Here is a 12,228-nt window from a genome sequence, read left to right as displayed (position 1 = left end):
CGACTCGCCAGCCAAGCGCTTATGCTTGGTATCCGAACGGATCATCAATGCTGTGCGCAGGTTCGGTAAACCACTTTGGCCCCTGAGCCGTCATATAGAAGTGATCTTCTAAACGCACCCCAAACTCCCTGGGTAATACCAACATAGGCTCATTTGAGAAACACATGCCTATCGCTAATGGCATTTGATTGCCTTTCACCAAGTATGGCCATTCATGGATATCTAAGCCGATACCATGGCCTGTGCGGTGCGGTAAGCCGGGCACTTGATAGTCAGGCCCCATGCCAGCAGCCTCCAATACCTCCCGCGCCGCTAAGTCGGCATGCTCACAGGCAACCCCCAGTGTGGCGGCGTTAAATGCGGCGCCTTGGGCGGCTTTTTCCAATGCCCACATCTGGCGCTGACGCTCGTTGGCAACCCCATAGACATAGGTACGGGTAATATCGGATTTATATCCAAATAATTGACAGCCAGTATCAATCAACACTATGTCATTGTCGTCCAAACATTTGGGATGACTAACGCCGTGAGGGAAGGAGGAGTCTTCTCCAAATAATACAATGCAGAAATACGAACCCGCCGCCGCACCGACCTGCTTGTGAGCTTGATGAATAAACGCTTCGACTTCTTGGGTGCTAATGCCAGGTCGCAAGATCCGGGCCACCGCCTGATGCACGACCAAGGTCATGTCCATGGCGCGTTGCATTATCGCCAGCTCGTGCGCCGACTTATGCATGCGGCAACCGGCGGTCACCGCTGTGGCACTGATCCATTGATATTCGTTGGCTTGTTGACGCAGGCCATCAAACACAAAAAAGGCCGTTGATTCATCGATACCGATATTGCCCTGACAGATCCCCATTCGCGCCAGCACCGATAGGGTTAAGGCATAGGGACTTTCATCTTCTTGCCAAGTGTTCACTCGGCCTTTGATCTGCATATAGCCTTCAAGCGTGCCGACTTCAAAAAATGGCGCAATATATTCAAGCTCTCCATCCGCTGGAATAATCGCGCCAACCATGCGCTCACTCGCGTACCAATTGGTGCCAGTGAAATAGCGTAAATTGGTGCCCGCATTCACATAAATTGCCGCCAAGCCATTGGCTTTCATCAAGGTTTGCGCGCGAGTTATGCGAGCCTGTAACTCATCAAGACCGATATCTTGTATGCCAGCGGTCATATCTGTTAATGCCGCTAACTCAGTCGCTGCATCGCTGCCACCGACCCCCAATGTCTTAGGTTGGTTTATCATTATTTTGCCCTACTCAATGGTTAATGCTTCAATCATTGCCGCCATTTTTAGCATAAAATATACAACTTTTCAGTGTTAATTTCGCATTGCCCCCAAAACGCCTCGATGCCGCTGATGCCACTTCACTTGCAAGAGCTTGACTCGCCCTGTCATAATCGAGCCACTATAAATACTCAAATTTCAGCCGTGTTACTGGTGTTGTCAGCCCACGGTGCATTCAGAAACATGGAGTGACTATGCCTTTATCTATTGCCGATCGCTTGGGCGCTATTCGCCATACCCTTGCCAATCTTAATATTGATGCCTTTATTCAACCGCGCGCTGATGAGTATTTAGGTGAGTATGTGCCCGAGGCAAACGAACGTCTCGAATGGCTAACCGGTTTTACTGGAAGTGCGGGCGCGGCGATTGTGATGGCCGATACAGCGGCGATATTTATCGATGGTCGTTATACAGTGCAAGTGCGCCAGCAGGTAGATAGCCATTTATTTGAATACCAGAGTTTAACTGAACTGCCGTTAACTGATTATTTAATCCAAACCTTGACGACATCCAGTACCGTGGCTGTCGATGCCAGATTGCATACCTTCGCTTGGTTTCAACAAGCAAAGGCGCAACTCGCTCAAGCCGGCATAGCATTGGTGGCAATTGACACCAACCCCATCGATGCCTCATGGCATGATCGGCCCGCCATGCCATCCCATCCGGCCATGTTGTTTAGCGACCGCAGCGCGGGCGCCACTAGCCTAGAAAAACGCCAGCTGATTGGGGAAAAAATTAACGCGCAAGGCGCGGAGTGGGCCTTGATCACCGCGCTGGATTCATGTGCTTGGCTGCTTAATTTACGTGGCCGGGATATTCCGCGCTTGCCCGTCTTACTGGGCACTGGCTTATTGGCTGCCAATGGCGATATGCGCTTTTTCACCGATATCAACAAACTCCCAAGCGATGTCTTGGCCCATGTTGGCACTGGCGTCGACTTTTATCCTGAAGCGCAATTGAGCGAACACATTCAAGGCCTTAAGGGAAAACGCTTATTCGCTGACAGCCACACCGCCAATGCGGCGAGCCAATTACTGGCGCAAGCTGCTGGAGCGATATTAGTCGATGCCAGCGATCCCGTCGCCTTAATTAAAGCCTGTAAAAACCCGCAAGAATTGGCTGGCATGCGCGCCTGCCATGTGCGCGATGGCTTAGCCGTGACGCGCTTTTTAGCCTGGTTAGATAGCGAAGTTGCCGCTGAATGTTTACATGATGAAGCCGAATTGGCGGCCAAATTAGAAAGCTTCCGCCGCCAAGATGAACAGTATATCGAGCCGAGTTTTGACACCATTTCAGCCGCCGGTGGCAATGCGGCCATGTGTCACTACAACCACCTCAACGGCACCCCAGCGCAGTTGCCAATGAACAGCCTGTATTTGGTGGATTCTGGCGGCCAATATCTCGATGGCACCACCGATGTGACTCGCACCGTGGCTATTGGTGAGGTCAGCGATGAACATAAACTGATGGTGACCTTAGTGCTCAAAGGCCATATCGCCCTCGATCAAGCTCGCTTCCCTCGCGGCACCACCGGCCAGCAACTCGACGCCTTGGCTCGCCAGTATTTATGGCAGTATGGTTACGACTATGATCACGGCACCGGCCACGGGGTAGGTCACTGTTTAAGTGTCCATGAAGGCCCACAACGTATTGGTAAAAATTCCAATGCCACGCCCTTGATGGCGGGCATGATCTTATCTAATGAACCTGGCTATTACCGTGACCATGCCTTTGGCATTCGTATTGAAAATTTAGTGGAAGTCCAAGCCTGTCAGCAGCTGGCTGACAGTGAGCGTTCAATGCTAGAATTTTCACCCTTAACCTTAATCCCCATCGATACCCGTTTGGTTGAAAAATCCCTGCTCACCCCCAAGGAAATCCAGTGGTTAAATCACTACCACAGCCAAGTATTTAGTGCCCATGCCAAGCAGTTATCTGGCGCGGAGCTCGCTTGGTTAACCCAAGCCACCGCGGCCATTTAACCTGTCTTAAGAGCCACACCTGCTAAGTATCGACTAAGTGGTTGTGGCTCTTTGCTTGATCGCGCCCACAACAACTACGACTTTCGATTGACAACTGCCAACCGCCAAGGTTTATAATCCCACCGATATACCTTTATTAATCAAATAATTGGCAAGGATTTAACAATGTCATCTCAGGCCGAGACCACCGCCTCTGCACCGCGGGTTACCCCCAGTGAGACCATCAGCGGTTTGCACGCCCTCGAAATGATTATTCAAGGCGACGATGCCATCTTAGATATCTTAACCCCGCTCAATAAACGCCTCACCTTGTCCACCGCATTAATTGGCTCTGACAAACAAGAGTTTCTGCTCTTTTCTTTGCCGCATTTGACCTGTCAACAACGGGAACGTTTTTTATATGAAGGCTTTCGATTAGTGGTGACCTTAGTCAGCGAGCGAGGGGATGGCGCAAGGTTACGCTTTGTTAGCCGGATTAAGCATATTATTACCCAACCATTAGCCATGTTAGTGGTCGAATTACCCAGCATTATGCAAATGACGCCCATGCGCCAAGAAAATCGGTTTGATTTAGATATGAGCGCCCATATTGTGATGCCCAACCGTAAAGTTGAAGTGCAACTCAAAAATATGTCGGTGAAAGGCTGCCGCTTTAGCTATGACCAAATTGCCCCCAGTTTTGATGTCGGCGCCAAAATCAACATTGAAGTTATCTCACCAACCTCGGGCGCCTTCAGTTTATCTGGCATGCTAAAAAACTGCCGCCGCTATCGCGGCGCCGCGGTGTACGGAATGCAATTTACTGCCCAAACTCAAGAAATTAGTCGCAGCCTGCTCAATGAACTGGTGTTCGATGGTCAAAAGATGACCTTTGCGCAACATGTCGACGCCAGCCTATTAGAGGCTTAAGCGTTCACCTCAATAAAATCAAACTGGCCATCGTGAATATACACCAGCTTACACGCTTCAGAATAACGCACGCTGTGAACTTGCTGCGCTTTTAGATAAGCGGTTTCGCCTTGACGGTAGACCCGCTCACTACCATCGGCCACCCATTTACCCTCTTGCTGGCGATAACATTGGACCACCATCATGCCTTCCATCACTATGGTCATGTCATCTCCAGGATGATAATGCTTGGGCTCCGACGTGCCTTGATCCCAATGCTCTAACATCAGCTCAACCCCATTGGCATCCACGGGTAAGGTGCCGCGTATTAATAAGCCTTCTGGCCCATCCTCTAAGGCTCGTAGATGTTGCCAAACCCCGTTATTAGTCAAGCCTAAAACAGCCATACATTACTCCTCTTAGCACTAGCAATATGCTAACTGCTTATTAGCATAGACCGCTTTTGCACGCAGAGGAGTATTGATGATAAAAGCTTAACCGTAGGCCAATAAACTGCGTGCCAGTAAATCCACAAATCCTTGGCGATCGACCCCCAATAACACTTTGGCATTCGCGGGGTGACCAGTTAGCTGGTAGCGATCTACCACGGTCATGCCAAGGGTTAACTCTGAGCAGGTCTCGATGGCGACATGACAATCTCGCCCTTCAAATAGCTCAGGTTGCAACAACCACGCAATGGTGCAGGGATCATGCAATGGCGCACCATCAAATCCCCATTTAGGATCTTTATGGTAAATAACAAAAAACTCGAGGAGATCAGCCACACACTGCGCCACCGGATTCTGAATGGCGCGCATTCTAGCGACATCGTCGGCCAAAATTTGCGCCTGATGGGTTACATCCAAACCACACATGACAAGCGGCACCCCAGCACTAAACACTAAGTCAGCGGCTTGCGGGTCTACATAAATATTAAACTCGGCAGCAGGCGTCCAATTCCCGACGCCCGCGGCGCCGCCCATGAGCACTATCTGGGCAATCTTAGGCTTAAGTTCTGGGTACAAGGTCAACAATATCGCAATGTTAGTCAGGGGGCCGGTCGGCACTAACGTTACTGGCTGCAACGACTCGCGCAACTTGTTAGCCATTAACTCCCACGCTGGCATAGATTGTGCGGCAAAATTGGGTTCCGGCAATACCGGACCATCGAGTCCAGTTTCGCCATGGACATTGTCGGCAATAATCAGGGGGCGATGCAGCGGTTTTTGCGCGCCAGCGGCCACCGGAATGTCGCTACGATTAAGTAAGGTCAAAATCCGTAACGCGTTATGTAAGGTTTTAGCTTGAGTTTGATTGCCGGCACTGGTCGTGACAGCCAAAACCTCAAGCTGAGGATGTGCCAGGGCCATGATCATGGCGATGGCGTCATCATGGCCAGGATCGCAGTCGAGAATAATCGGTAGGGTCATAAGGAGATCTCAAGATGAATTAGTATTTATTAGTATACGGTCACTATCGGCTCTAAGATTAGCAGCAACACCAGCTAAGCAATTGGTTAAGCGTCACAATTCTCAACTAGCTAAGGGGCTTGGCCCACGTAAATAACGGCAATGACACACACTAACTGCGACTAGAATAGGGGGTGAGTCGCTGATCACACCTACGCCGGCTAACGTTGGCCATCACCCTGCGCCCCGAGCGACAGCGGTGCCATCAGCGCAGTGACGCGCCACACCCCCAAGCCTTGGCCATCTGGCCGATGCTGGCTGCGTTTTCATCTTTTGACTACGCTTGTATCATTCAATTTAAGAGGAATGCCCCTTGTCTATCACCGAATATTGCTATTTAGGCATGATAGCTATCTTTAGTGGCATAGCCCAAGCCACTGTCGGTGGCGGTGGATTGTTGCAACTGCCGGCATTATTTAATGCTATGCCCGGGGTCGCCATCCCCGTGGTGATTGGCACCAATAAACTCGCGATGCTGGCCAGTGGTGGCAATAATATTCGCCGTTACGCATTCTCACTAGCCTTGCCTTGGAAGCTCATTCTGCCGGCCATGGTCTGCGGCTGTATTTTTGCCTTTATCGGTTCATCCTTATTGGATGATGTTTCGGAAACCTGGTTTAAACCTATCTTATTGGTGATCATGATTGCTTTGGCTATTTACACCATCAGTCATAAGAAGATGGGCGATCAAGCCAGTCTCCCCTTATTTCGTCGCCACCAATCAGTGGTGAGCGCGGTGATTGGCGCCATGCTCGGCTTTTATCAAGGCATGTTTGGCCCCGCCACCTTGACCTTTGCCACCTTGGCTAACATCCGCGCCTTTGGCATGGATTTTTTGCATGCCATGGCCTCATCACAAGTGCTGTCAACCGTGTTTAATGTCAGCGCTTTAGTATGGTTTGTTAGTCACGGTTATTTTGATTTCAAGTTAGCCGCACTGATGGCTATTGGCGCCTTAATTGGCTCGCAAATCGGGACGCGCATTGCGCTTAAAGGCGGTAATAAAGTCATAAGAATATTATTTATCATGATGTTAGTCGTTGAGATTGGCCGTTACTCTTGGGTCATTTTCAATTAAGCCACTAAGTTCGTGTAAGACTCCCCCTTTATAGGGAAATTTGCTATAATCCGCGGCCGCCAATTTTTGGCCAGCATTTACGCAATTGCAAGGCTGATAGCATCAGCTTGCCCAGTCAGGATATGCCGATGAAATTTGATGCCTATAGTTTTGCCCCAGAAGTTTTACGCGCACTCGTTGAGTGTGGCTACCAGACCATGACCCCAGTCCAACGCCAAGCCATTCCGGCGGTGCGCCGAGGTCAAGATGTCCTGGCCAGTGCGCAAACGGGGACGGGTAAAACCGCTGCATTCGCCCTGCCGTTGCTGCAAAAGATGCTGGATAACCCAAAAGCTAGACAAGCAGGTAAAACTCGGGCGTTAATTTTGACACCTACCCGTGAATTAGCTGAACAGATTTCCGTAAATATTCAGTCTTATAGCCAATATACAGATACCCGTGTCGTTACCTTATTTGGTGGCAATAAGATGGAGCCTCAAGCCAAAAAATTGCTTCAAGGCGCCGACTTTGTGATTGCCACTCCAGGCCGCTTATTAGAGCATGTGATTGCTTGTAACCTGACATTATCCGATCTTGAATTTTTAGTGATGGATGAAGCCGATCGTATGCTGGATATGGGCTTTATTGCCGATATTCAAAAAATTCTGTTAGCGAGCAATAAGAAGCGTCAAAACTTGATGTTTTCTGCGACCTTCTCTGGCGGGGTTAAAAAGCTGGCCGATGAGATCATGACGAAACCTAAAATGATCATGGTCGACAAGCAAAACACCACAGCATCGACCATTAGCCAAGTCGTGTATCCCGTGGAACAACGTCGTAAGCGCGAATTATTGTCTGAACTGATCGGCCGTAAAAATTGGCACCGAGTATTGGTATTTAGCGCCACCCGTGACGACGCGGACACCTTAGTCAAAGAACTTAATCTTGACGGTATTACTGCTGCAGTGGTGCATGGTGAAAAAGCGCAAGGCAGCCGCCGCAAAGCCTTACGCGATTTTAAAGAAGGTAAGATACGAGTGTTGGTGTCGACCGAAGTCGCTGCTCGTGGTTTGGATATTACCGATCTTGAGTATGTGATTAACTACGATTTACCTTTCTTAGCCGAAGATTATGTTCACCGTATTGGACGTACCGGTCGCGCCGGCAAAACTGGGGTCGCCATCTCGTTTGTGAGCCGTGAAGAAGAGCGCACCCTTGCCGATATCGAGAAGTTAATCGGTCAGAAAATTAAACGGGTGATGATGCCAGGCTATGAAGTGAGTAACCGCGAGTTATTACTGAAGCAACTAAAGCGCCGCCGCTTTGGTAAGAAAGCCCGCAGCGATGACGCGGCCGCACAGGTTGTTGCAGAGAAAAGCATGACTGGACGCCGAGTACAAATCAAAGTCGGTTCTGGCGGCAAAAAAACTAAAATCTAAACGGCTATTCAAAGCTCATCAAAATAAGCTCATCATGATGAGCGAGCTGCGGCCTTTAGCAGGGCTAGCATGAGCCGACTATCCATTAAGGCCGGGGTCAACCGGCCTTACTGTTTCCATAAATCCACATCGCTGACAACCCGTCAACGCTGGCTAACCCATTGCTTTATCACAAATAGTGAGTATGGCGGTATTCCATGAGTATAGGGTTTCAGCACTAAGCCCTTGCGGCTATCGCCACCCAAGCCTATCCAACAGCGCGCGCTGATAAGAGCCAGTCAAGCGGCAACATATCCCCGCAACTTCTGTTGCCAAAATGTAAACAAAAGTATATATTTCGAGCTTATCTCTTAACTCTTTTGGTTTAGCTAGCATGACATGTAAACAAGCAAAATTGGCGAATATCATTGTGGCGCTACTCTTTGCCGCCGCGATGTTACTGACCGCTTACCTCGTTGCCGACAAGGACATGTCCAAACATCTGAGTTTCAGCTTAATTATGCTGTGGTTGGTGCCTTTTTTATATTTCAGTAAAAAATCCCAACCATACCAGCGCTAACCCCATCCGCTCGTGCCATGCCAGCACGCACTGGCACGATACACACGATTAAAGGGCAGCCACTAACAAGACCAGCTCAGGCTGGGCATTGTTAGGAAACACCTGAAATGTCTTGTGATGTTTCACTAAGGTGGTTTTCTTGTTGCCTTGGCTTAATAACAATCCATGCGCTAAAGCCGAGCGGGCTAACATGGCTTCATCCGCACGAATATACAGGGCTAATGGTTTGGTTAACTCATCGCCAACCACAGCCATGGCCAAGGCAGAAGCGGAAATAATCACACTCGGCAAGCCATCGTTATCAAGCTTTAATTTACCATTGACGTCAGTGTCGGTGATCACTAGCACACCTTGCGCCTGTAAATCGTCAAGCCACGCCATCAGCGCCTTTCCAAGCCCAGTTTGCTGCTCGGCCACTTGTCGGTATTGCGCCTCAATACGTTGCAATAACGAAGTCAGCTGCGCGCCAGCGCCCATGCTACGACCGTCGCGGATCCAACCGGTGAGATCTTTAGCCAAACATTTCGGGTAAGCTTTTTTTTTCAGCGACTCGGCCATCCAATTACATAAAAAATGACTTTCTTGAGCAGGGGTCGCCTGCTTCTTGGCCAGCGCCGATTGTGCGAGCGCAGCTAAGCCATCTTGCGCGAGCGTGTATACCGCTTGGTTATAAGACATAGAACAAACTTCAGAGTAAATAATGCCAACATTTTACCCTAAATATTGCTATCTCAGTAGCCACAATTGTGCGAGCATTAGCGCCAGTCCGCCGCCCTTTTTGCCTGCGTTGGATTTAGCGCCCAAAGCCAATGAATATGTTAGGCTAACCCGATTATCCACCCTTAGAAAATTGCTCATGACTCGCACAAATGCAACCTACCAACGACTCGAACAGCACTTCACCAGCCTCAGCCACTTTGAGCATGTGAATGCATTGGCCGAATGGGATTTAGCTGCCATGATGCCCAATGGTGGCAGTCAGGCGCGTCATGAGGCGCTCGCCACACTTAGCGGCCATATCCATGATCTGCGCAGCGCCTCTTGGCTCAGTGATGCCATTCTTGAGGCCAAGCAAGGGCCACTGACCCTTGAGCAACGCGCTAACCTCAACGAAATGCAGCGCCAACACCAACAGGCTAGTCTGGTGCCAACGGCACTAGTACAAGCTAAGACTCGCGCCGGACTGCAGTGCGAACAAGCCTGGCGCCAACAACGAAAAAACAATGACTGGCTCGGGTTTAAACCTAACCTCAGCGAAGTCATTTATCTCACCCAGCAAGAAGCGACCATTCGCAGTGAAGCGCTCGGGATTAGCCTGTATGACAGCTTGCTCGATAAATTTGAGCCGGGGATCAGCGCGCTACAAATCGAGCAGTGGTTCGCACCCTTGCGCCAGCAATTGCCAGAGTTAATCCAATTAGTTTTGGCCAAACAAGCCGGTGAACCACAGCATGTGCCGCAAGGGCATTATCCCATCGCCGCCCAAGAGCAACTGAGTCATACCGTCATGCAAACCATAGGGTTTGATTTTAATCATGGCCGCTTAGATGTTAGCAGCCATCCATTCACCGGCGGTGTGCCCACAGACGTCAGGCTCACCACGCGCTTTGATGAGCAAGATTTCACCTCAGCCTTGATGGGCACCGTCCATGAGACTGGCCATGCGCTCTACGAAATGGGCTTACCCGCCGCTTGGGCGGGTCAACCGGCCGGACAACCCCGCTCGATGGCCGTGCATGAAAGCCAAAGCTTATTCTGTGAAATGCAACTCGGACGCGGTCAGGGGTTTTTAAACTTAATCTTGGCTGATATTAATCAGCACTTAGGTGGTCAGTTTGATCTGGCGAGCCTGACGAATATGTATACTCGCGTTCGCGCCGGTAAAATTCGCGTCGATGCCGACGAAGTCACTTACCCTTGCCATATTTTATTGCGCTTTGATGCCGAAAAAGCATTGATCGATGGCCGCTTAGCCGTGGCTGACTTACCCGACTTTTGGTCCAGCAATATGCAATCGTTATTGGCCATCAATACCGATGGCGATTATCGCAATGGCTGCATGCAAGACATTCATTGGACCTTAGGTGAGTTAGGTTATTTCCCAAGTTATAGCCTCGGCGCCATGCTGGCAGCGCAATTGCGCTATGCCATGGAGCAGCACCTAGGAACGCTCGATAACGTCATTGCCAACCAAGGGCTCGCGCCAATATTTAGCTGGCTCGCGCAACACGTGTGGCAGCAAGGTTCACTGCGCTCAACCACCGAGTTAATTCAGCATGCTTGTGGTGACACTTTGTCGGCGCAGTATTTGCTCAAGCACTTACGCCAACGCTATTTATAGTGACATTCAGTTGGCCCCATCGCCTGATGGGGCCCCTCGCAATTTAGCCGCGCTTGGGTATAATCAATTAACTATTTTTCACGCCAAGATAACCCCAATTTTATGCAGCTGCGCCCTATTGAAGAACGCGATTGGCCCGCCATTATGGCAATTCAAGAGCAATGCTATCACGCCATTGAACCTGAACCTTTGCATGTGATGCAAAGCAAATGGCAAGTGGCACCGCAAACCTGCTTGGTTGTCTGTCTAGATTCTTGCGTGATGGGCTATTGCCTCGCTCACCCTTGGCTACAAGGGCACCCTCCCGCATTGAATCAAGTTCTGACTGAAGCCATGCCTCAGCCCGATACCCTCTACCTACATGATATGGCGTTATCTCAGGCCATTAGAGGTCAAGGCGGCGCTCAACAAATGCTCAATCAGCTCAAACTCCTCGCCCAGGCCCAGCAACTAAACAGCATGAGTTTAATTGCTATTCAAGGCGCAGCGAGTTATTGGCAAGCGGCGGGGTTTATTAAAACAACCACCAGCAAATGCCTTGGCAGTTATTGTGATGATCCCCACTATATGGTCATGCCGCTATGACACTACCACCTACGCTTATCACCATCGGCTTATTGTGCCTAAGCAATGTATTTATGACGTTTGCTTGGTATGGTCATTTAAAAGATCTCAACAGCAAGCCTTGGATAGTGGCCGCTCTCGTCAGCTGGGGCATCGCATTCTTTGAGTATTTATTACAAGTACCGGCTAATCGGATCGGTTACACTGTCATGAATTTAGGCCAGTTAAAGATACTGCAAGAAGTCATTACCCTAAGCCTGTTTGTGCCATTTGCTTTTTTCTACATGAAAGAGCCACTCAAACTGGATTACCTGTGGGCTGGACTGTGTATCTTAGGGGCCGTTTATTTTATTTTCCGTAGTGAGTTTTAAGGAAACACCATGGCTCGACAAGTTGCCTACACCTATAAAGGTGTGACCAAACGTATTAATTTTGCTTACGATAAGTACCACGACGCCCACGAAGCGGCGGCCGCTGAAGAAGGCATTGATTTAAAGCGCCACTTGATGATGGAGCAGCAAATTGCCATGACCTCTAAAGGCAATACGGCTGTGCGAGACTTTCGCGATAAAGAGTTTGCCCGCATGGGCTTTGGTCGTATTTACCTAGTACGCGATGACGACGAGATCTAAAAC

The 12,228-nt window shown here is 49.7% G+C and carries 13 protein-coding genes; 9 read left to right on the top strand and 4 right to left on the bottom strand.

The window, feature by feature from the left end; translation table 11 throughout:
- Positions 1 to 19 precede the first annotated feature (19 nt).
- Positions 20 to 1,252, bottom strand: a complete 1,233-nt coding sequence (locus KU855_RS02240) for a Xaa-Pro peptidase family protein (RefSeq protein ID WP_218528726.1) — start codon at positions 1,250 to 1,252, stop codon at positions 20 to 22.
- A gap of 236 nt (positions 1,253 to 1,488) precedes the next feature.
- On the opposite strand from KU855_RS02240, the gene KU855_RS02235 reads away from it, so the two are divergent.
- Both KU855_RS02235 and KU855_RS02230 read left to right on the top strand, forming a co-directional pair.
- Positions 1,489 to 3,276 (top strand): aminopeptidase P family protein, encoded by a 1,788-nt coding sequence (locus KU855_RS02235; RefSeq protein ID WP_218528725.1) that lies wholly within the window; start codon positions 1,489 to 1,491, stop codon positions 3,274 to 3,276.
- A gap of 165 nt (positions 3,277 to 3,441) precedes the next feature.
- On the top strand, positions 3,442 to 4,185 hold the full coding sequence (locus KU855_RS02230; protein WP_218528724.1) for a flagellar brake protein: 744 nt from the start codon (positions 3,442 to 3,444) through the stop codon (positions 4,183 to 4,185).
- Here the strand turns inward: KU855_RS02230 and KU855_RS02225 are convergent.
- Both KU855_RS02225 and rihA read right to left on the bottom strand, forming a co-directional pair.
- The gene (locus tag KU855_RS02225) at positions 4,182 to 4,571 is read right to left on the bottom strand and encodes a cupin domain-containing protein (protein ID WP_218528723.1); all 390 of its coding nucleotides are present in this window, start codon (positions 4,569 to 4,571) and stop codon (positions 4,182 to 4,184) included. The two genes, KU855_RS02230 and KU855_RS02225, sit on opposite strands and share 4 nt — an antisense overlap.
- A gap of 87 nt (positions 4,572 to 4,658) precedes the next feature.
- Positions 4,659 to 5,594, bottom strand: a complete 936-nt coding sequence (gene rihA / locus KU855_RS02220) for a pyrimidine-specific ribonucleoside hydrolase RihA (RefSeq protein WP_218528722.1) — start codon at positions 5,592 to 5,594, stop codon at positions 4,659 to 4,661.
- A 352-nt stretch (positions 5,595 to 5,946) separates the two neighbouring features.
- Here rihA and KU855_RS02215 point away from each other — a divergent pair, with 352 nt between their 5' ends.
- From KU855_RS02215 to KU855_RS02205, 3 genes are all read left to right on the top strand, one after another.
- Complete coding sequence (locus KU855_RS02215; RefSeq protein WP_218528721.1) at positions 5,947 to 6,711, top strand: sulfite exporter TauE/SafE family protein; 765 nt, start codon at positions 5,947 to 5,949, stop codon at positions 6,709 to 6,711.
- Positions 6,712 to 6,839: 128 nt separating this feature from the next.
- On the top strand, positions 6,840 to 8,129 hold the full coding sequence (locus KU855_RS02210) for a DEAD/DEAH box helicase (protein ID WP_218528720.1): 1,290 nt from the start codon (positions 6,840 to 6,842) through the stop codon (positions 8,127 to 8,129).
- A 373-nt stretch (positions 8,130 to 8,502) separates the two neighbouring features.
- On the top strand, positions 8,503 to 8,688 hold the full coding sequence (locus KU855_RS02205) for a hypothetical protein (RefSeq protein ID WP_218528719.1): 186 nt from the start codon (positions 8,503 to 8,505) through the stop codon (positions 8,686 to 8,688).
- A 48-nt stretch (positions 8,689 to 8,736) separates the two neighbouring features.
- Here the strand turns inward: KU855_RS02205 and KU855_RS02200 are convergent, their stop codons facing one another.
- Entirely contained in the window at positions 8,737 to 9,366 is a 630-nt protein-coding gene (locus tag KU855_RS02200; protein ID WP_218528718.1) for a DUF2913 family protein, read from the bottom strand.
- A 178-nt stretch (positions 9,367 to 9,544) separates the two neighbouring features.
- Here KU855_RS02200 and KU855_RS02195 point away from each other — a divergent pair, with 178 nt between their 5' ends.
- The 4 genes from KU855_RS02195 to KU855_RS02180 all read left to right on the top strand — a co-directional run bounded on the left by KU855_RS02195 (position 9,545) and on the right by KU855_RS02180 (position 12,225).
- Entirely contained in the window at positions 9,545 to 11,029 is a 1,485-nt protein-coding gene (locus tag KU855_RS02195) for a carboxypeptidase M32 (protein WP_218528773.1), read from the top strand.
- A 102-nt stretch (positions 11,030 to 11,131) separates the two neighbouring features.
- Positions 11,132 to 11,614, top strand: a complete 483-nt coding sequence (locus tag KU855_RS02190; RefSeq protein ID WP_218528717.1) for a GNAT family N-acetyltransferase — start codon at positions 11,132 to 11,134, stop codon at positions 11,612 to 11,614.
- Positions 11,611 to 11,964, top strand: a complete 354-nt coding sequence (locus tag KU855_RS02185; RefSeq protein ID WP_218528716.1) for a DMT family protein — start codon at positions 11,611 to 11,613, stop codon at positions 11,962 to 11,964. The genes KU855_RS02190 and KU855_RS02185 overlap by 4 nt, the downstream gene beginning before the upstream one ends.
- A gap of 9 nt (positions 11,965 to 11,973) precedes the next feature.
- On the top strand, positions 11,974 to 12,225 hold the full coding sequence (locus KU855_RS02180) for a DUF2960 family protein (RefSeq protein WP_218528715.1): 252 nt from the start codon (positions 11,974 to 11,976) through the stop codon (positions 12,223 to 12,225).
- The last annotated feature ends 3 nt before the right edge of the window (positions 12,226 to 12,228 follow it).

Origin of the sequence: Shewanella sp. NIFS-20-20 (assembly GCF_019209865.1) — a bacterium.
GTDB lineage: Bacteria > Pseudomonadota > Gammaproteobacteria > Enterobacterales > Shewanellaceae > Shewanella.
This window is presented reverse-complemented; position numbering and strand designations above follow the sequence as displayed.

Excerpts from the sequence above, each read along its gene's own strand:
- KU855_RS02240 (WP_218528726.1), bottom strand. The coding sequence starts at position 1,252 with ATGATAAACCAACCTAAGACATTGGGGGTCGGTGGCAGCGATGCAGCG.
- KU855_RS02235 (WP_218528725.1), top strand. The coding sequence starts at position 1,489 with ATGCCTTTATCTATTGCCGATCGCTTGGGCGCTATTCGCCATACCCTT.
- KU855_RS02230 (WP_218528724.1), top strand. The coding sequence starts at position 3,442 with ATGTCATCTCAGGCCGAGACCACCGCCTCTGCACCGCGGGTTACCCCC.
- KU855_RS02225 (WP_218528723.1), bottom strand. The coding sequence starts at position 4,571 with ATGGCTGTTTTAGGCTTGACTAATAACGGGGTTTGGCAACATCTACGA.
- rihA (WP_218528722.1), bottom strand. The coding sequence starts at position 5,594 with ATGACCCTACCGATTATTCTCGACTGCGATCCTGGCCATGATGACGCC.
- KU855_RS02210 (WP_218528720.1), top strand. The coding sequence starts at position 6,840 with ATGAAATTTGATGCCTATAGTTTTGCCCCAGAAGTTTTACGCGCACTC.
- KU855_RS02205 (WP_218528719.1), top strand. The coding sequence starts at position 8,503 with ATGACATGTAAACAAGCAAAATTGGCGAATATCATTGTGGCGCTACTC.
- KU855_RS02200 (WP_218528718.1), bottom strand. The coding sequence starts at position 9,366 with ATGTCTTATAACCAAGCGGTATACACGCTCGCGCAAGATGGCTTAGCT.
- KU855_RS02195 (WP_218528773.1), top strand. The coding sequence starts at position 9,545 with ATGACTCGCACAAATGCAACCTACCAACGACTCGAACAGCACTTCACC.
- KU855_RS02190 (WP_218528717.1), top strand. The coding sequence starts at position 11,132 with ATGCAGCTGCGCCCTATTGAAGAACGCGATTGGCCCGCCATTATGGCA.
- KU855_RS02185 (WP_218528716.1), top strand. The coding sequence starts at position 11,611 with ATGACACTACCACCTACGCTTATCACCATCGGCTTATTGTGCCTAAGC.
- KU855_RS02180 (WP_218528715.1), top strand. The coding sequence starts at position 11,974 with ATGGCTCGACAAGTTGCCTACACCTATAAAGGTGTGACCAAACGTATT.